The sequence below is a fragment of the Paenibacillus sp. FSL R7-0312 genome (assembly GCF_038004445.1).
Taxonomy (GTDB): Bacteria; Bacillota; Bacilli; order Paenibacillales; family Paenibacillaceae; genus Paenibacillus_AQ.
Genome location: NZ_JBBORE010000001.1, coordinates 903703 through 923377, shown reverse-complemented (window position 1 = coordinate 923377; position 19675 = coordinate 903703). Strand labels below are relative to the sequence as shown.

The window sequence follows — 19675 nt, the reverse complement described above, 5'->3', positions numbered from 1 at the left end:
AAAAATCACCATATCACCAGAGACTGAAGCTCATAGTGGAACTGAGGCTTTACCCGGACATCATTAAGCTCAAGCTATATAACGGAGAGGAAGAACAAGGATGAAACTGATGTTTATTTCCGATATTCACGGGTCCCTGCACTGGCTGGAGCAGGCATTGGCCAAGGCGGAGGAGGAGCAGCCGCACACGCTGGTTATTCTGGGAGACTTCCTGTATCACGGGCCGAGAAATCCGCTGCCCGAGGGTTATAATCCACAGGGGGTCGCCGACAAGCTGAATGCTTACGGTAAATCGCTGGTTGCCGTGAGAGGGAACTGTGATGCTGAAGTAGACCAGATGCTGCTGCAGTTCCCGATGATGGGCGACTACGTAATGATTCTTCATGAGGGCCGTAAGATTTACGCTACGCACGGGCATGGATTCAGCATCGATAACTTGCCGGCGCTGTCCCCGAGGGATGTGTTCATCCAGGGACATACACATCTGCCGGTGGCGGATATGAGGGAAGGCATTGTCGTGCTTAACCCCGGATCGATCTCCCTTCCCAAGGAGAACAATCCCAATTCTTACGGAATCCTGGACAATGGTGAATTCAGCATCAAGGATTTCGCCGGCAATGTCATTAAGCATATTACACTGTAAAATAGCAATATAACGATAATCCCTCTGGATATTTCCAGGGGGATTATTGCGGTCCGGCAATTGAGCACACAGGCATATTATTGTATGATGGGTGAGGAGCTTGCGGCTAACAGGGCAGCTTCAAATATAAACGGCAGAGGTAACTAAATGACGTATCCCAAAGATTTAAACTATACAATGCCGGCGGAATGGGCCCAGCATGAACGGACCTTCATCTCCTGGCCGGTGCAGGACTCTATGGTATATCCGGACAACCATGCGGCGGTAAGCGCAGGTTATGCCGAGATTATCAGAGCCATTGCCGAGTTCGAGCCAGTAACGGTGATCGTGAACCCTGATGATATGGAGACTGTAGAACAGCTTGCACTGGGTGCTAATGTGACGCTGCTGCCCATCCGGCATAATGATGCCTGGCTGCGCGATAACGGACCGACCTTTGTGGTGAATGTGGAAGGCAAGCTTGCCGGCGTGAACTGGAAGTTCAATGCCTGGGGCGGCAAATATACGCCATGGGACCTTGACGATAAGGTAGCTCCGCAAATTCTGGAACAGCTGGAGATCAGCAGGTATGATGCACCGCTTGTGATGGAGGGCGGATCAATCCATACCGATGGTGAAGGAACACTGCTGACTACCGAAGAATGTCTGCTGAACACGAACCGCAATCCCGAGCTGGACCGGGAAGAGATCGCCGGCTTAGTGAAGCAATATACGGGGACAGAATCGATAATCTGGCTGAAGCGCGGCCTCAGCGGGGACGAGACGGACGGTCATGTTGATAATATCGCGTGCTTCGCTGCGCCGGGCAAGGTGATCATCCAGGTCTGCGGAGACCCGCAGGATGAGAACTATGCCATTTCGGAGGAGAACCTGCGTATTTTGGAGCAGGCTACCGATGCCAAGGGACGGAAACTGGAGATCATCCGCATTCAGCAGCCGCCCCGTGTTGATTATGAAGGCAGCCGGTTGACCCTGAGCTATCTGAATTTCTATTTCGTGAACGGCGGGATTATCCTGCCGGTATTCGGCGGTACGGCGGCAGAGACAGACAGGCTAGCCGAAGAGACGCTTGCCGGGCTGTTCCCGGAACGCAGAATCCGTACAGTGAACGGAATGGCTGTAATCGGTGAAGGCGGGAACGTGCACTGTACAACCCAACAGATGCCTGCAGTGAACTAGGGTATAGGCAGTTACAGCTCGCCCAGATGGGAATCTTAAGTTCGTAAGAGGAGGAACAACCATGAGAAAAGTAAAAGTAGCCGCAACACAAATGAGCTGTTCCGGCGACATTGATGAGAATATCCGTAAGGCGGAGACACTGGTCAGAGAAGCGGCGGCCCAGGGTGCGCAGATTATTCTGCTGCAGGAGCTGTTTGAGACTCCGTATTTCTGCCAGAAGGAGAAATCCGATTATTACGCCTACGCCACCGTGCTTGAGCACAACAAGGCGGTGAATCACTTCAAGGCGGTAGCCAAAGAGCTGGAAGTGGTGCTACCGATCAGCTTTTATGAGAAAAAGAACTATGCACGTTACAATTCGCTGGCCGTGATTGATGCCGACGGAACCGTGATGGGCAAGTACCGCAAGAGTCATATTCCTGACGGCCCCGGCTATGAGGAGAAGTTCTACTTCAACCCGGGCGATACCGGCTTCAAGGTGTGGAATACCCGTTATGCCAAAATCGGCGTCGGCGTCTGCTGGGATCAATGGTATCCGGAAGCAGCGCGGGTGATGAGCCTGATGGGGGCGGAGATTCTGTTCTACCCTACAGCTATCGGCTCGGAGCCGCAGGACGGCTCGATCGACTCCAAGGATCACTGGCAGACCTGCATGCTGGGCCATGCAGCCGCTAACCTGATTCCTGTCGTGGCCTCCAACCGGATCGGTGAGGAGATTGACGAGGATTCCAGCATTAACTTCTACGGTTCTTCGTTCATTGCCGGCCCGCAGGGCAATAAGGTTGCTGAAGCCGGGCGCGATGAGCAGGGTGTGCTGGTCAGTGAATTTGATCTTGATGCGCTTGAGGTTGGCCGGATCGAATGGGGAATCTTCCGCGACCGCCGTCCGGAGCTGTACCGGCTGATTGCTTCGTATGACGGGGATTTGACATTCTGAGTGTAAATGAACAAATTGAATAGCAGATTACAATAGTAAGCAGCCAGGACGCTGCCGGGGACAGCACTCTCCGGACAGCCTCCTGGCTGTTTTTATATGAAGATAGACATAGATTTTAGGTTAGGCGGCTGCAAATGTTACAATACATCGATATAATGTCATGTTATATAACATAAACAGGAAAAGTTAATTGTCATCATTGCTTTAATCTGATAAAATCTCTTTAAGTTATTTTATAAATAAGTAGGGGGATTGGAGCATGGGAATCAGTAAAAAATGGGCAATGTCAGGTATGGTGGCATTCCTGGTCCTGGCAATGGTTGGCTGTGGTTCGGATAATAACGCAGGCAGCGGCAAAGCGGCCGGAGAGAGCATCAAGTTCGCCAGCGATGCCAGTTATGCACCTATGGAGTATATGGATACAGACACTATCAAGGGCTTTGACATTGATTTCATTAAGGCAGTTATGGAGGAAGCGGGTATTGACTACACCGTGACCAACACAGGCTGGGATACGATGCTGACCAGTGTTCAGCAAGGCACTGAATATCAGGCGGGCCTATCTTCGGTATCCATTACAGATGAGCGCAAGGAAACCTATGACTACTCCATTCCTTATTTCGAATCTACGAACATGATCATGGTCAAGGAAGGCAGCGATATCAAGTCTGCCCTTGATTTGAAGGATAAGAAAGTTGCCGTTCAGGCAGCAACAACTGCGGATGATCTGATGAGCGGCATCATGGGCATCGACAACGGCAACCTGAAGCGCTTTGACAGCAATGCGGTAGCCCTGATGGAGCTGAACGGCGGCGGAGCGGATGCAGTGGTTGCGGATATCGCCATCGTGAACGAATACATCAAGAATAATCCGAAGGAGAAGCTGACCGGTATCATCGACAAGGAGAACTTCGGTTCCGAATATTACGGCATCCTGTATCCTAAGGGCAGCGAATGGAAAGCTAAGCTGGACCCGGCGATCAAGACAATCATCGAGAACGGCAAATATGCGGAAATCTACAAAGAATGGTTCGGCGAAGAGCCGGATACTAAGGCACTTTTGAACGCAGAGTAAGGGGAGTAACAATTAAGCATGCGTAATGATTGCTATTGCGCATGCTTCTTTTTTTGAAACACAAGAGAAACATAGAGAAAGCTATAAGCAGAAGAGAAGGGAAGAGTTCTATGGATTTCAGATTTGACATCATCGTTCATTATTTACCGGTTTTACTTAAGGGAACTTTATTTACCATAGGCGTATCGCTGGTTTCGATCCTGTGCGGGTCCATTCTGGGACTGGTTATCGGGTTCGGCAAAATGGCGCCCAGATGGTATTTCCGCTGGCCGTTTCATGCGTATATCAACATCTTCCGCGGAACACCGTTGTACGTCCAGATTCTGATCGTCCATTTCGGACTCATTCCGTTGTTCTATGGTAAAACCTATGCGCTGATGAGCGCATTTGTGGCGCTCTCACTCAATTCCGCGGCGTATTCCGCTGAAATTTTCCGTGCCGGCATCCAGTCAATTGACCCCGGACAACGGGAAGCCGCCCTGTCACTCGGGATGACCAAACTCCAGGCGATGCGCTTCATTATTCTGCCTCAGGCCATCAAACGGATGGTTCCGGCGTTCGGGAATGAATTCATCGTCCTCGTCAAGGATTCCTCGCTGCTGGCGCTGATTGCCGCACCGGAGATTATGTACTGGAGCAACACCATGAAAGGCCAATATCTGCGGATCTGGGAGCCTTATCTGACCGCTGCACTGATCTATTTCATTCTAACCTACTCCCTCAGCAAGCTGCTTAATTATATCGAACGGAAGGTGTAACCCCATATGGAGCCTATAATCTCAGTCAAACATCTGCATAAATCCTTCGGCACCCATAAGGTGCTGACTGACATTAGCGTCGATATCCACAGCCAGGAGGTAGTGGTGGTGATCGGACCTTCGGGGTCGGGCAAATCGACTTTTCTGCGCTGCCTCAATCTGCTGGAGCAGCCGCAGGAAGGCGATATTATGATTGAAGGCACTTCCTTGATGGCCAAAAGCACAAGGATTAACGATATCCGTACCGAAGTAGGCATGGTCTTTCAGCAGTTCAATCTGTTCCCGCACAAAAAAGTGATCGAGAACATTATGCTGGCCCCGATGCAGGTCCGCAAATGGCCGGCTGACAAAGCCCGTCTGAAAGCGGTGGAGCTGCTGCAAAAGGTGGGACTGAGCGAGAAGGCGGAGATGTATCCTTCTTCACTTTCAGGCGGTCAAGCCCAGCGTGTGGCGATTGCGCGCGCGCTAGCGATGGAGCCGAAGATCATGCTTTTTGATGAACCGACCTCTGCACTGGACCCCGAAATGGTCGGTGAGGTGCTGGCCGTAATGAAGGATTTGGCCCGCGAAGGAATGACTATGGTCGTGGTAACGCATGAAATGGGCTTTGCCCGTGAAGTAGGAGACCGTGTCCTCTTTATGGAGCAGGGAATTGTAGTGGAGCAGGGAGTGCCCGAGCAGTTGTTCGGAAATCCGTCACATGAGCGCACCAAGGAATTCCTGTCCAAGGTACTGTGAGAATCTGTCAAAGTAGAATATTGTTATTTAATCGGTTATATTAGAAGAGTAAGAATTAGGCAATGGGACCATTGGTTGAATATCTGCCCGGAATGGCGGGGAGGAGGCTCGGGGATATCTTTTTTTAAAGTATAAGGATTTATGGGCTACGCATAATAATTTATCCTTATATTTCCGGCAGAAGCGGATATGGTGCTTATAGTACGGCACAGCCCGTTCTACTGGTCATAATTCAGAATGATAGAAGGAGAATACGATGAGCACATTTAAAAATTGGCTGAATACGACAAAAACCGGACTGACAGAACAGGTTAAGAAGTTTAAAAATAAAGACTTTATGAACGCGGTAGTGGCAGGCTGCGCACTGGTTGCTGCGGCTGACGGCAAGATTGAGGAATCCGAGAAGAACAAAATGGCCGGATATATGAACCTCAGCAATGAACTGAAGGTATTTGACATGAGAGATGTCATCAACCAGTTCAATTTCTATGTGAGCAACTTCGAGTTCTCGCCGGAAATCGGCAAGCAGGAAGCGCTCAAGTCGATCGCGAAATTCAGCGGCAAACCGGAGATCGGACGTGTAATTGTGGGCGTATGCTCCGCGATTGGTGCGGCTGACGGCGACTTCGATGAGCATGAGAAAGCGGTTGTCCGGAATATCTGCAGTGTGCTGGGACTGAGCCCAAGCGAATTCAGCCTGTAATACAGGCCGGAGGGCATCCGCAATTGGATGAAACTTAGGCGTTACTCCATCGTATCACTGATATAACACCCGCAAGAAGGACTTACAGGCAGTGATTACTACTGGAAACGGAGGTACGTAAAGTTGGCTGGAATCAATCTGGTAAAAGGTCAGAAGATCGATTTAACTAAAGGGAATGCCGGACTGTCTAACGTTATCGTAGGATTGGGCTGGGACCCTGCCGAACCGGCAAGAGGCTTCTTTGGTGTCAAGAAACAGGCGAATGTGGACTGCGATGCTTCCGCTCTGCTGTTGAATGAGAATGGCAAGCTGACCAATAAGCTGAACCTCGTCTGCTTTCACAACAAACAGAATACGAACAACTCTGTAGTTCACTCGGGAGATAACCTGACGGGTGAAGGAGACGGGGACGACGAACAGATCATGGTGAATCTGAAGTCGATTCCTGCCGATGTCCATAAGGTTCTGGTTGTGGTCAACATCTACGATGCGGTGAACCGCAAACAGGATTTCGGGATGATCAAATCGGCGTATATCCGGATTATCAACGCGGCCGGGAACGGCGAGCTGATCAAGTTTAATCTGACGGACAATTACACAGGCTTCACGGCACTGATCTGCGGCGAGCTATACCGCCATGGCGAAGAGTGGAAATTCGCAGCCATCGGTGAAGGCGCGCACGCAGCACATATTAATCAACTGGCTGAACGTTATATCTAATTCCAATTTGAGAAAAGAGGGTTCTATTCATGGCTATTAACTTATCCAAGGGACAAAAAATCGATTTGACCAAAACTAATCCGGGCTTGTCCAAAATTACAGTCGGCCTCGGATGGGATACGAATAAATACGATGGCGGGAAGGACTTCGACCTTGACGTGTCTGTATTCCTGACGAATGCTAACGGCAAAGTGGATAAAGAAACGAACTTTATCTTCTTCAACAACAAGCAGAACGAGAACGCTTCCGTTGTTCACACCGGCGACAACCGCACAGGTGAAGGCGACGGAGACGATGAGCAGATTCAAGTTGATTTGCTCAATGTTCCTGCGGATGTTGATAAAATTGCTTTCACCATTACCATCTATGAAGCAGAATCCAGAAGCCAGAACTTCGGACAAGTCTCCCGTTCCTATGTGCGTATCGTCAATGATGCGAACAGCGAAGAGCTGATCCGCTTTGACCTGGGTGAAGATTTCTCCGTTGAAACCGGCGTTGTAGTCGGCGAATTGTACCGAAATGGCGCAGAGTGGAAGTTCAATGCCATCGGCAGCGGCTACAAAGACGGCCTCTCCGGACTGACCCGTGATTACGGTCTGCAATAAGACCCGTGCGACTTCGGAATTAAATCTTTGAGGAAAGAAGGTTTTTGCCAGTGACGATCAGTCTTTCCAAAGGACAGCGGATTGATCTTACCAAGACCAATCCGGGCCTGACGAAGGTAGTTGTAGGACTTGGCTGGGATACAAACAAGTATAGCGGCGGCAAGGATTTCGACCTGGATGCTTCAGCATTTCTGCTGCATGAGGACGGCAAAGCCAAAGGCGAAGACGACTTTGTATTCTATAACAACCCAAGCGGCGGGACAGGCTCTGTAACCCATACAGGCGATAACCGTACAGGTGAAGGCGACGGGGACGATGAGCAGATTCTTGTGGATTTCAGCCTGGTGCCCGCGAATATTCAGCGCATTGGGATTACAGTGACGATCTATGATTATGAGACACGGGTGCAGAACTTCGGACAGGTATCGAACGCATTTGTTCGTGTTGTAGATGCTTCCAGCGACCGCGAGATTCTGCGGTTTGACCTGGGTGAGGATTTCTCCACCGAGACAGCTGTTGTCTTCTGTGAATTTTACCGCCATGGGGCGGATTGGAAGTTCCAGGCGATCGGCAGCGGGTTTGCCGGCGGGCTCAGCGCTCTATGCAAGAATTATGGACTGGATGCACAATAAAGCTTCAAAGGCGGGATCATCATCGATCCTGCCCTTTTTATAGACAAAAGTGTATAAGTTGCACTCTTATCCATTTATAAAGGTGGCGTAAGAATGAGTACTGAAGTAGTTAAAGGGCAGAAAGCAGACCTGACCAAAGGAAACCCGGGTACCCGCAATATCATTGTAGAGATCGGATGGAAAGCTCCATCTTCAATGGATATTGACGCCTCTGCATTCCTGCTCGGGGCGCAAGGCAAAGTAAATAGTGACGATGATCTGATCTTTTATAATAATCCGTCAACACCTTATATCAGATATAAGGATGTGCCGGGTGCAGCTTCAGGAGGACTTAAGCAGTTCGAGGTGGGATTGGACAAGATTCCTGCAGGTATCGCGAAGATTGCCTTTACCCTTACTCTGTATGATGGCGAGAACCGCAAGCAAATGTTCGGACAGATGAGCGAGGCCCAGTGCCGGATCCTGGATCAGGCGACAGGGGCGGAAATTCTGCGGTGTAACCTGGGAAATCATTTCTCTGTGGAAACAGCTGTTGTGGTAGGAGAATTATATAGATACGGCGAAGAATGGAAATTCAGTGCGATCGTTGCAGGCTTCTCCGGCGGACTCAAAGCCCTGTGCGGCAACTATGGAATAGAAGTGGAGGATGAGCCTGCTCCGGCGGCTGCACCGCAGCCGGTGAAGACGGAGGCACCGCCGGAGCGCACGAAGCTTCCGGTGCCGCCGCCGCGGGTAGAGCAAGCCAGACCTGCAATTGTAATTCCTCCGCCGCCTGCGCCGAAGCAGACGGAAGCTCCTGCTCCGCCGCTGAACCTCAATCTGAAGAAGATTGAGCTGAAGAAGAAGGGCGATTCCATCAACCTGAAGAAATCAGCCTCCGGTCTCGGGGAGCTCGTAATCAACCTGAACTGGAATCAGAAGCAGGGTGGTGGACTGTTCAGCCGTAACAAGGGCGGCGTGGACCTGGATCTTGCTTGCCTGTATGAACTCAAGAACGGCAGCAAGGGAGTTGTGCAGGCACTGGGCAATGCGTTCGGCAACCTGCAGCAGCCGCCTTACATCATGCTGGATGGGGATGACCGGACCGGCTCCGTAACATCCGGCGAGAATCTGCGTATAAACGGGAGTAAGGTTGCACAAATCGAAAGAATTTTAGTTTTTTCTTTTATTTACAAGGGAGTTACCAACTGGTCTGAGGCGGATGGGGTGGTTACCCTGAAGCAGGATGGAGGACCAGATATTGTCGTTAATCTGGACGAGCATAACAACCGTAAGGGCATGTGCGCCATCGCGCTGATCCGGAATGTAGGCAACGAGACCTTTAGTATTGAACGCCTCGTGCAATATTTCAGCGGTCATAAGGAGATGGATGAGGCTTATGGCTGGGGGCTTCGCTGGGTAGCGGGCAGCAAATAATTTTATTTTACCGGAGGCGCAAGTGGAATGGACTGGTTCAGTGATTTTTTTAGGAGTATCAGTGAGAATTATGGGCATTTCTTCTCCTGGAGTGATGTTGTAGCGACGCTCTCCGATCCTGTCAGCTGGGGGATTATCGGGAGTCTGGTTCTGCTGGAGGGCCTGCTCTCCGCAGATAATGCGCTCGTGCTGGCGGTAATGGTTAAGCATTTACCGAAAGAGCAGCAGCGTAAGGCACTATTTTACGGGATACTCGGCGCTTATTTATTCCGATTCTTGGCGATTGGTCTGGGTACCTTCCTGATTGGATTCTGGGAGGTTAAGGCTCTGGGTGCTCTGTACCTCTTCTACATTGCTTATAAAGGTCTGTTTAAGGGTGGCGGAGAAGAAGGGGAGACCAAGAACAAAGGCACCTCTTTCTGGAGGACGGTGCTCCTGGTTGAATTAATGGATATTGCCTTCAGTATTGACAGTGTAGTTGCTGCATTCGGTCTTAGTAATCAAGTCTGGGTGCTCTTCCTGGGGGGGATCCTCGGCGTGCTGATGATGCGCGGAGTGGCCCAGGTATTCCTTAAGCTGATTGCCAGATTTCCTGAACTGGAACAGTCAGCCTTCCTGCTCATTGCACTTATTGCCGGTAAGATGCTTGCCGGTGCGTTCGGTTATGAAATGCCGCATGTGATCTTCTTCACCATTCTGATTGCAGTGTTTGTGGGCACAATCCTGTATAGCTCCTCTAAACGTAAAAGAGAAGAAAATCGTAAAGCCTGATTTTACCTGACGTATATGTTCATCTCTTCATAGCTTTACAGGAAGGCGGGGAGTTCACGGGAAGGGTGGACTCCGGCGCGCTTCCGGGTAATCGTTATATGTTATAGCATGGCCTTTGCTTGTATTTTGAGAAAGCCGGATGCCGTCCCCGAGAGGACGGCATAGCCGGTTCTGCTGCTCTCTATCTATAAGGAGAGGCTATTCGTTTTGTGCTTGGCACAACATTAAGGGGGAAGGGCCTTGAGATATTTCGATTACCTTACGCAAGAACAGGAAACTTCATTATTTCATGTTCCGCCGGTTTCATTTGATCATACTACCAGCAAGGATTTACTGGCTTATGCCGTCGGAGCTGCTCTTTATATGCCTGCTACCCGTTCCAGCGTTGCCGAAGATATTATTAAGCTGAGAGCCTCGGGGCTTGTTACGGTTATTATAGATTTGGAGGATGCCATCGGTGACGGAGAAGTTGACTATGCAGAGGAATCAGTCGTAAGACATTTGGCCTTCCTGTCGGCATACGCCGAGAATGAGCCGGAGCTGCGCAGCAGTCTTCCGCTGTTGTTCATCCGTGTACGCCATCCGGAGCAGCTGCGGGATCTGATTTTCCGGCTGGGCTCTTTAATTTCAATGCTGACCGGCTTTGTATTTCCTAAGTTCTCCACCCTGAACGGTGTGGAGTATTTTGAGGCCATTGCCGATTACAATAACACGCGCATCTATTCAGCCCCGGTGCTGTACGGGATGCCGATACTGGAGAATGCTCCGATTATCTACCGGGAGAGCCGGATGGACAGCCTGCTGGCGATCCGGGATCTGCTCGGGCAATACCGTGAATATGTGCTTAATGTCAGAATCGGAGCAACGGATTTCTCCAGCCTGTTCGGACTGAGGCGCAGCCCGGATATCAGTATCTATGATCTGACGCCAATCCGCGACTGCATGTCAGATATTATCAATGTATTCGGCCGGGTGGAAGAAGGCTATGTCATCTCAGGCCCCGTATGGGAATACTTTTCCAATAAAGGGCACCGGGTACTTCGTCCGCAGCTTCGTGAGACGCCCTTTGAAGACACTTACGGCAAACATGGCCGCGAGATGCGCAACAATTTCATCTCCAGCTCGATGGACGGGCTGATCCGTGAAGTGATTTTGGACAAGGAAAACGGGATTGTGGGCAAAACGATCATTCATCCTTCCCATCTCAGACCCGTGCAGGCGATGTATACAGTAATGCATGAAGAATATGTGGACGCCTTAAGTATTGTGGACAGCAACGATGGCAGCCGCGGAGTGTTCAAGAGCGAATATTACAACAAGATGAATGAAATTAAGCCGCATTTGAACTGGGCTAGACGTATTTTACTACGATCTCAAATATACGGGGTGTTACATGAACAACAGCATTTTGTCGGATTACTACCCGAGAACGAATATACACACGTTTAATATCGTCGAGAATCTGCAGGTTACGGTGACGGAAACCTCCAACCCCTTTCATATGCCCGTAGAATCCTTATTCTCCATGGCCGCGCGCATCAACAAGAAACGCTCTTTTCTATTCGTCAGCAAAGTGCTTGGCAAACATATTCCTGTAGGTCCCTATACCCCTCTGCTTAGCGGAGCGGCACTTGCTCTCCTCCTGTACTTAGAGATGAGTGCGGATAGCGCTGAACGGGAGATCATGGACAAGCTGATGAGCGAGGCGGTTCATGGACTGATTTATCCTGAATTTGCGGAAAAGGCCTATCATGATCTGCTTGCTGCACGTCTGGTTCTACCTCAACCTGCCCTATTTATCGGCTTTGCCGAAACCGCTACCGCCCTGGGCCACAGCATGTACAACATGTTTGCCGGCGGAGCCTCATATATTCATACGACCCGTGAGAATATTCTTGAATTGGAATCGGTAGTCACCTTCGAAGAGGAGCATTCCCATGCGGTAGATCATCTCTGTTATGCCTTGAATCCTAAGCTATTATCGGGAACAGAGCCGATTGTGCTGGTGGATGATGAGATTACGACCGGCAATACGGCGATCAATACCATTCGTGATATCCAGTCCAAATTCCCGCGCCGGGAGTATGTAGTGGCTTCGCTTCTGGATTGGCGGAGCAACGCGAATATTCAGGCTTACCGTGATCTGGAGCAGGAGCTGGGGATTAGAATCACCGCCTTATCTTTGCTGCAAGGCAGCATTGAGGTGACTGGAACCCCTCTGCTGAAGCCGCAAGCCGGAAGCGGAGAACCATCCGCAGCAGTTGCAGAGCTAGTGACCACGTATATACAGGACGGGTTAGAGCGGCTGCAGGTGTCCTCTGCGGATGCGCAAGGTGTTGTGAATCTCTCCCCCTATTTGAAATACAGCGGCCGTTTTGGTCTGGATTCTGCAGATAACCGGCGGATTGATGAAGGCGTCAGCCGGGTAGCCGGGAAGCTCCGGGACTTGCGGGAAGGCACCCGCACTTTGGTGATGGGCGTAGGCGAGTTCATGTATCTGCCGATGCGGATCGCGGCGGAGATGGGGGAAGGCGTGTCTTATCAATCCTCCACCCGCAGTCCAATCCATCCGCAGCGGCGTGCAGACTATGGCGTGCACAGCGCAGCCGCGTATCCGTCCGCAGGTGACACGGAGATTACGAATTTCATCTATAATGTTGATCCCGGCCAGTACGACGACATCTTCGTACTGCTTGAGCGTGAGGTGCCCCGGGAGCGGATTGAACCAATGACGGATATTTTGCAGAGGCTGGCCGGTAATAAGGTGCATCTTATTATACTGGCTTCTGAACCAGAAACTGGAGGCTCACGGATATGAAGGGATTAGAAATTGAAGAGATTATGAACAGAAGAATATCCCCTCCGGTTCCGCTGGGCAGCTACCCTGCTTCCGATGTTACCTTTCTGCTTAAGGACCTCAGCAATGTATCCCTGGAGCGGGGAACAGCCGAGCGGGAGGAAGCGATCCAGTCCGGTGTACATTATTCAGAGATGCTTCCTGTAGAATATCAGCCGACAGAGCAGTATATCGAATTGTTCCATGAGACGCTGCAGCATACGGCGAAGAAGGTGGCGCTTGCTGTAGCTGTTGTATCTGAGATGATTGTGGCTCAGCGGGGAACGGCGAATACGGTGCTGGTCTCACTGGCTAGAGCAGGTACCCCGATAGGCGTGCTGATCAAACGGTATATTCTGGAGCGGTATGAAGCCGATCTGCCGCATTACAGTATTTCGATTATACGGGGCAAAGGTATCGATGAGAATGCTGTGCTATATATGCTGCAGCAGCATGGAACTGATGCGGAGCTGCAGTTCATCGATGGCTGGACTGGTAAAGGGGCTATCCGCCAGGTACTCATTGAGGCTTGCGAGGGTATGTACAAGAAATATGGGATTACCCTGAATGATGATCTGGCGGTGCTCGCCGATCCCGGATATTGTTCGGGAACCTTCGGCACAAGGGAAGATTATCTGATCCCAAGCGCTTGCCTGAACTCTACGGTATCCGGATTGATGAGCCGTACGGTGCTCCGCGACGATCTGATCGGACCGGAGGAGTTCCACGGGGCAAAATTCTACAAGGAATGGCTGGATAGTGATCTGTCTAATGTATTCGTGGAAGCTGTGACTCCTTATTTCCGGGAGGTGGCTGCGGAGGGGCTGAAGCTTGCTGAAGAGATGCAGGAGGATCCTCCGGAGATTACCTGGCAGGGGCTGGCTGATATCCGCAGTATTCAGGAGACCTTCGGCATTGATAATATCAATCTGGTGAAGCCGGGGGTTGGCGAGACTACCCGTGTGCTACTGCGCAGGGTACCCTGGAGAATCCTCGTTGATCGGCTGGACAATCCCAACCTTCGGCATATTCTGCTGTTGGCTGAAGACCGCGGTGTACCTGTAGAGGTATTCCCCGGACTCACGTATTCCTGCTGCGGGATCATTAAGCCGCTGAAAGGGGAGAGTGAATGATCTACGCCAGTGATCTGGACCGTACACTGATCTACTCTTTGAATGCCATAGGAGTTCCCGGGGATGCCCCCGGTCTGGTGCCGGCCGAAGTGATTGACGGCAGAACGGTCTCGTATATTTCGCAGCAGGCTCTGGATATGCTGAAAGAGCTTGCGGCGAAGATCGTCTTCATGCCGGTGACTACGCGCACCATCGCACAGTACCGGCGGATCAACCTGTTCCAGGAGACCGTTATTCCGGATTATGCCGTTACCAGTAATGGAGGCAATATTCTCGTGAACGGTGTGGTGGACCTGGAATGGCGGGCGGCTGTCGGGCGGCTGGTGGAACGCGGTTCCGTGCCGGCTGAGGAGGCCGGAAGGATTGTCCGCTCTGTAGTGCGGGCAGAATGGATTACCAGCGAGCGGTATTGCGACGAGCTGTTCTATACCTTCGTAGTGCATCGTGATTCTCTGCCGCTGGATGAGATTACCCGCATGGCTGAGCGGCTGGATGGACTGGGCTGGAAGGTATCGCTGCAGGGGCGCAAGCTCTACATTGTGCCGGAGGCTGTGAACAAAAGTGACGCGATCCTTCATGTCCGCCGTACCGTCCGGTCGGAGCCGATGGTCGCTTCAGGCGATTCCCTGCTGGACAAGAGCCTGCTGGCGGCTGCGGACTATGCCATTGCCCCCTGTCACGGAGAAATATTTGCCGAGCAGCAGGCGGGTCTAGTAAACTTAGAGTATCCTTTCACGAAGCAATCGGGTGTATTTGCCGGGGATGAGATTATGCAGTATGTTCAAACGATTTATAATAATTTGACAGCATTGGGAGTTGGGCCACAATGAAAAAGGTAAATATATATTTCAATCGCTGGTTTTCCGTGGCTTTTCATTACATGAACCTCATCCGGAACAATGAAGACGGCATCCCGGTTCAAATATTCGCCACCCACCCGGATATCCGCCATATGTCGCTGCAGGGCGCTGATGTTGCGGGGGCCGAGCCTGAGCTTACGGGAATCGAATATGTGCAGTTCTGCGTTGATTTCTGCCGCCGCAATGAGATTGATATTTTCATTCCGCGGCTGCATATGCTGGATATCTCCCAGCATGTGTCCTTGTTCGAGGCCATCGGGACGAAGGTGCTGGTCTGCCGCGATCAGGACCTGCTGGAAATGATTATGGATAAAGGCAAGTTCTACGAGAGTGTGAAGTCTAACGGAATTATGACGATTCCAGATTACCATGTCGTAAGTAATGCAGAGCAGTTCAAGGAAGCCTACGAAGAACTCGTATCCAAGGGACATAAGGTCTGCTTCAAACCGACCGAAACAGAGGGTGGTCTCGGATTCCGGATTATAGATAATAACCGCAGCCCGCTTGAAGAGCTGTTTGGACATGTAACACCGTTGATTTCATTCCAGGATGCTTATCGTATTCTTTCCGGAGCGGAGAGTTTTCCTAATCTGATGGTTATGGAGCTGCTAGAGGGATATGAATATAGTATTGATTGTCTGGCAGATGCGCATGGGAATCTGCTTGCCGCTGTCCCGCGCCGTAAGGCGGGCGGACGGCTACGGCTGATGGAGCATATTCCGGAGCTGGAAGAGGTTGCCCGCAGGGTGGCTGAAACCTACCGGATTCCTTATAATTTCAATGTCCAGATGAAATACAGCGGCGATGTACCCAAGCTGCTTGAGATTAATCCGCGGATGTCCGGGGGCCTGCATATCTCATGTCTGTCCGGGATTAACTTCCCTTATCTGGCGGTCAAAAGCGCTCTGGGCGGCGAAGTTCAGCCTGTGGAATTCGCGCACAATGTCTTGGCAAGCCATGTTGAACAGCCGCTGATCATGAAAATAAACGGAGAATCCGTGGTTACGGATTCCGTGAATTGAGTGTGGAGCATTCACGCTCATAAGAGGTGAGAAGGAATGCAAGCTAAATTCAAAGTACTGGTATACGCCGGAGCCGGCTATGTTGTGGCTGTATTGACCGGCGGGTTCCTGCCCGAGCTGATCTCGCTGCTGCTTCCGGTTGCCGGGGCCGCCCTTGCGGTGCCGGGCTTCAGGCGCACAAGAGTGAATCTCCCGGTGGAGGTTATTCCCGCCGGGCAAGAGCCGGCAGCGGCACCTGGGCCTTCAGCCGGGGCGCTTCAGTCCTCTGGCAGCGCCGCAGCCGCAGGCCAACTCCCGGCGCCGGGACAGGCTCCTGCGGTCAAAGCGGGGGCTGAGACCCGAGGGGAGATTACCATCGGAGCGGAATTCGCTCCGGTAGTGGAGTATCTTAGCATTCTGGAGGATATGATTATATCTGAAGGGCAGAAGGATACGCTGGACAATGAGATCGTCGAGAAGTCACTGGCGCTGTTCGCCAGACTGCAGCGTGTGATTCCTCTGCTGCAGGAACTCGGCAACGGGGAGATCAACCACACCGTCCGCAGACTGGTGCTGAAGGATCTCAACGGTGTGATCAATCCGTTCCTGAGGCTGGGCGGCGAAGCCAAGACGAGAAACCGGAGAATGCTGTTGAACGGTCTGCGTGATGTCGATACCAAAATATCCGATATTGCGTCTACGATCGAACATAAAGACCTGATGGAACTTCAGACCAAGGCGGAACTGATTCATCAGCGTTACAGCAGTTCCGAACTATAGGAGGAGGAAAACCATGTCCACGCAGTTGATCGAGCTGAGAAAAGAAGATGAACAGAAGGTAGTGGAGGAAGCTTCCCAGTTAATTGAGAAGGTGTCCAAGACCGATACTGTAGCCCTGGATTCCCTGATGGATGATATCGGCAAGCTTGGCGTGAAAACGCAGGAGAAGGCAGGACAAACCCTGAAGCTGCTGGATCGTCCGGTCAATGACCTGATGAGCGGCAAGCGGGTGGAAGTGCCGAATATGATTATGAAGCTGCGCAATGAGTGCGAGACGCTGCAGCAGAGCAAAAATGTCAGCTTTTTCGGCAAAATGCTGCGCAAGAGTCCGCTCAAAAATTATGTCTACAAATATCAGTCTGTCCGCACCAATATTGATGCCATCATTACCGGTCTGCGCGACGGCCGCGATACGCTGGAAGAGAGCATCGTCAACATGCGCCAGCTGAAGCGCACCTCGATGGAGGAGATCTATAACCTGCAGACCAAAATTGCCTTCGGCAACAAGCTGAAGGAGCTGTTCGAGGTAGAAATCGCCAAGCCGGAGAACGAATTCCGCAAGGCGTATCTGGAACGGGGACTGCGCAAGGTAATGGTACGGATTCAGTCCATGACCGAAATGATTCTGCTCTACAATCAGGCAATTGCGGCAACGGATATCATCAATGACAACAATGATAAGCTGATTGATTCCGTAAACAACGCGATTGATAAGACTTCTAATCTGATCACCGTGTCGGCGATGATTGCCATGTCCCTGGCTGATCAGGAGAATGTCATTAACGCTGTGGAAGCCACCAATAAGACGATCGAGGATCAGTTCAAGGAGAATGCACGGTTGCTGCGTACAACTACCGAGAAGACAACAGAACTGCTCTCCAAGCCGTCCATGTCACTCGAAGCTGTGAATCAGGCGATAGGCGATCTGCTCAGTGCCCTGGATACCTCGGAGCAGTCCAACCGGCGGATTATCGAGAGCTGCCAGGATTATACATCCAAAATGACGACCATCAACACCCAGCTGAACAACCGGCTTGGGCTTAATGAGGGCTCGCAGCCGCAGGCATTGAAGCAGGCGGAGAATGGGCTGAGCAGCTTTTTGAACTGATGATTTGATCCGTGGCATTCATAATGCCCCTCTCTCCCACATAAGTTGTCACTAAGGCGACCTGTGGAGAAAGAGGGGATAAGCGGATGATTCTGGGATGCTTGATAGTTGTGCTTATCGTCGTAGCCAGCAGTGAGAAAGCGGAGGCAATTGCCAGGCTGAATGACCCGAATGATGGAGGCCTGTAAAGCAGGCTCGGATGGTGTGCGGCTCCATAAATATTGACGCTCTGTGGTTCAAGCAATTTCCAGCGGTTTATTGGGTATAATAACCCGGAGGCTGTACAGCAGCCTCTACAATCACTGAAAATACGAAGCTAATACGGAGGTCAAATGGAGAACGAGGCACTGCTGCAGGTTGAGAAGCTGGCACTGAAGAAACAGAAGATCTTCCGGCAAAGCATATTGCGGTATATTGCCAGAGCCATGCTCGCCAGCATGTTTATCGGGTTCGGCGTTATCGTAGCGTTTAAGACCGGCAACTTCTTCTATATGGAACAGTCGCCGATGACCTATCCGATGGCTGCGATTACGTTCGGCGCAGCCATCATCCTCATTTCCTATGGCGGGGGAGATTTATTTACCGGAGATACCTTCTATTACACCTACGCGGCCTTGAGACGCAAGATGGCATGGACTGAGGTAGTGCGGATGTGGGTAGTGAGCTACATCGGTAATATCCTTGGGGCTACGGCGTTCGCCCTGCTGATTTTTTTGACCGGATTATTCTATGATTCCTCTGTGAACGGGTTTCTGCTGAATGTGGTGGCTCACAAGATGGAAGCCCCGGCGCTGCAGCTGTTCTTCCGGGCTATTCTCTGTAACTGGCTCGTCTGTCTGGCCTTCTTCGTCCCTATGTCGATGAAAAGCGACGGAGCCAAAATGTTCGCCATGGTTCTATTCGTGTTCTGTTTCTTCATCTCCGGGTATGAGCACAGTATTGCCAACATGTGTACCTTCGCGATTGCCCTTGTTCTGGATCACCCCGGCACCATATCATGGGGGGGCGTTGTGCATAATCTCGTACCGGTCACTCTGGGCAATCTCATTGGCGGCGGTGTGCTGATGGGCGTGATGTATTACTATGTGAATAAGCCGTTCCTGGATGAGGAGTCTCATTAAAGCGGCTATATTAATTCAAACCAGCCCCGTTCTTCTGATGAAGGCGGGGCTGGTTTGTTATTGCTCCGGCATGGAGCAGGGATGGCTTAAATTAATGATCAGCCGGAGGACTCACTCTGAGAAGTGGAGTGGAGCATGCTATAGTACAGCGGAGCTTCCTCTTGCAGGGTGCCCTCCAGTCTGCCCCCTTCCTTGCGCCAATACTCGATACCGCCGAGCATCTCCTTGACGAGGTAGCCCTGGGCAGCCAGTCTGGCTGCAGCTTTACTGGCTCCATTGCAGGCGGGGCCCCAGCAATACAGAATTAGAACATCTTCTTTGGGCAGCTCCGGAGAAGTATGGTTTATCCGCCCGGAGGGCAGGGAGAGGGCTCCCGGCAGGTGGGCCTCTTCATATGAACGGGCATCGCGGACATCGACCAGCTGAAAGCCGGTGATCCCTTCACGCAGATCGTAAGCCACATCGGCCACATCGGTCTCGAATGCTGCTTTGGCCGTGAAATAGTGTACCGCATCTGCGGAGGCTGCTGCCGGAGCAGCCAGTACTTGAGATTTCGCCTGAAGTTTCATTGCAGAGTCCTCCTTGGTTAAATGGGTTGGTTTTATTATATAAGAGAACTATAATTGGAGTTATCTATAGTCTGTGATACTAAATATCGA

Annotated in this window: 21 protein-coding genes; 20 read left to right on the top strand and 1 reads right to left on the bottom strand. The window is 51.3% G+C overall.

Annotated features, from left to right (window positions below; translation table 11 throughout):
• Window positions 1-100: 100 nt before the first annotated feature.
• The 20 genes from yfcE to MKX70_RS03820 all read left to right on the top strand — a co-directional run bounded on the left by yfcE (window position 101) and on the right by MKX70_RS03820 (window position 19016).
• On the top strand, window positions 101-643 hold the full coding sequence (gene yfcE / locus MKX70_RS03915) for a phosphodiesterase (RefSeq protein WP_042231948.1): 543 nt from the start codon (window positions 101-103) through the stop codon (window positions 641-643).
• Between the two features lie 147 nt (window positions 644-790).
• A complete protein-coding gene (locus MKX70_RS03910) occupies window positions 791-1822 on the top strand; it encodes an agmatine deiminase family protein (protein WP_340839572.1) in 1032 nt (343 codons plus the stop codon).
• A gap of 61 nt (window positions 1823-1883) precedes the next feature.
• The gene (gene aguB, locus MKX70_RS03905) at window positions 1884-2759 is read left to right on the top strand and encodes an N-carbamoylputrescine amidase (protein ID WP_340839571.1); all 876 of its coding nucleotides are present in this window, start codon (window positions 1884-1886) and stop codon (window positions 2757-2759) included.
• 259 nt (window positions 2760-3018) lie between these two features.
• The gene (locus tag MKX70_RS03900; protein WP_081956345.1) at window positions 3019-3834 is read left to right on the top strand and encodes a transporter substrate-binding domain-containing protein; all 816 of its coding nucleotides are present in this window, start codon (window positions 3019-3021) and stop codon (window positions 3832-3834) included.
• A gap of 110 nt (window positions 3835-3944) precedes the next feature.
• On the top strand, window positions 3945-4592 hold the full coding sequence (locus MKX70_RS03895) for an amino acid ABC transporter permease (protein WP_039299378.1): 648 nt from the start codon (window positions 3945-3947) through the stop codon (window positions 4590-4592).
• 15 nt (window positions 4593-4607) lie between these two features.
• A complete protein-coding gene (locus MKX70_RS03890; RefSeq protein ID WP_340841621.1) occupies window positions 4608-5330 on the top strand; it encodes an amino acid ABC transporter ATP-binding protein in 723 nt (240 codons plus the stop codon).
• Between the two features lie 256 nt (window positions 5331-5586).
• Window positions 5587-6033, top strand: coding sequence for a tellurite resistance TerB family protein (locus MKX70_RS03885; RefSeq protein ID WP_042132981.1), 447 nt, complete (start codon window positions 5587-5589; stop codon window positions 6031-6033).
• 123 nt (window positions 6034-6156) lie between these two features.
• Window positions 6157-6753, top strand: a complete 597-nt coding sequence (locus MKX70_RS03880; protein ID WP_042132983.1) for a TerD family protein — start codon at window positions 6157-6159, stop codon at window positions 6751-6753.
• A gap of 29 nt (window positions 6754-6782) precedes the next feature.
• On the top strand, window positions 6783-7358 hold the full coding sequence (locus MKX70_RS03875; protein ID WP_042231962.1) for a TerD family protein: 576 nt from the start codon (window positions 6783-6785) through the stop codon (window positions 7356-7358).
• Between the two features lie 50 nt (window positions 7359-7408).
• On the top strand, window positions 7409-7990 hold the full coding sequence (locus tag MKX70_RS03870; RefSeq protein WP_042132987.1) for a TerD family protein: 582 nt from the start codon (window positions 7409-7411) through the stop codon (window positions 7988-7990).
• A 93-nt stretch (window positions 7991-8083) separates the two neighbouring features.
• Complete coding sequence (locus MKX70_RS03865; RefSeq protein ID WP_042231965.1) at window positions 8084-9406, top strand: TerD family protein; 1323 nt, start codon at window positions 8084-8086, stop codon at window positions 9404-9406.
• A 27-nt stretch (window positions 9407-9433) separates the two neighbouring features.
• Window positions 9434-10177, top strand: a complete 744-nt coding sequence (locus MKX70_RS03860; RefSeq protein WP_042231967.1) for a TerC family protein — start codon at window positions 9434-9436, stop codon at window positions 10175-10177.
• A gap of 240 nt (window positions 10178-10417) precedes the next feature.
• Window positions 10418-11626 (top strand): HpcH/HpaI aldolase/citrate lyase family protein, encoded by a 1209-nt coding sequence (locus MKX70_RS03855; RefSeq protein ID WP_042231968.1) that lies wholly within the window; start codon window positions 10418-10420, stop codon window positions 11624-11626.
• 76 nt (window positions 11627-11702) lie between these two features.
• Window positions 11703-12995: a phosphoribosyltransferase family protein gene (locus tag MKX70_RS03850; RefSeq protein WP_042241368.1), complete on the top strand. Its 1293-nt coding sequence runs from the start codon at window positions 11703-11705 to the stop codon at window positions 12993-12995.
• Window positions 12992-14146, top strand: a complete 1155-nt coding sequence (locus MKX70_RS03845; RefSeq protein ID WP_042231973.1) for a cysteine protease StiP family protein — start codon at window positions 12992-12994, stop codon at window positions 14144-14146. The genes MKX70_RS03850 and MKX70_RS03845 overlap by 4 nt, the downstream gene beginning before the upstream one ends.
• On the top strand, window positions 14143-14976 hold the full coding sequence (locus MKX70_RS03840; protein WP_340781223.1) for an HAD family hydrolase: 834 nt from the start codon (window positions 14143-14145) through the stop codon (window positions 14974-14976). Before MKX70_RS03845 ends, MKX70_RS03840 begins: the two co-directional genes overlap by 4 nt.
• A complete protein-coding gene (locus MKX70_RS03835; protein ID WP_042231976.1) occupies window positions 14973-16028 on the top strand; it encodes an ATP-grasp domain-containing protein in 1056 nt (351 codons plus the stop codon). Before MKX70_RS03840 ends, MKX70_RS03835 begins: the two co-directional genes overlap by 4 nt.
• Window positions 16029-16064: 36 nt before the next feature.
• A complete protein-coding gene (locus tag MKX70_RS03830; protein WP_340781221.1) occupies window positions 16065-16787 on the top strand; it encodes a hypothetical protein in 723 nt (240 codons plus the stop codon).
• Window positions 16788-16800: 13 nt separating this feature from the next.
• Window positions 16801-17895, top strand: a complete 1095-nt coding sequence (locus tag MKX70_RS03825) for a toxic anion resistance protein (protein ID WP_039299403.1) — start codon at window positions 16801-16803, stop codon at window positions 17893-17895.
• Window positions 17896-18227: 332 nt separating this feature from the next.
• Complete coding sequence (locus MKX70_RS03820) at window positions 18228-19016, top strand: formate/nitrite transporter family protein (RefSeq protein ID WP_039299406.1); 789 nt, start codon at window positions 18228-18230, stop codon at window positions 19014-19016.
• A 98-nt stretch (window positions 19017-19114) separates the two neighbouring features.
• Here MKX70_RS03820 and MKX70_RS03815 read toward each other — a convergent pair whose 3' ends face one another.
• A complete protein-coding gene (locus tag MKX70_RS03815) occupies window positions 19115-19585 on the bottom strand; it encodes a rhodanese-like domain-containing protein (RefSeq protein ID WP_340781218.1) in 471 nt (156 codons plus the stop codon).
• Window positions 19586-19675: the final 90 nt, after the last annotated feature.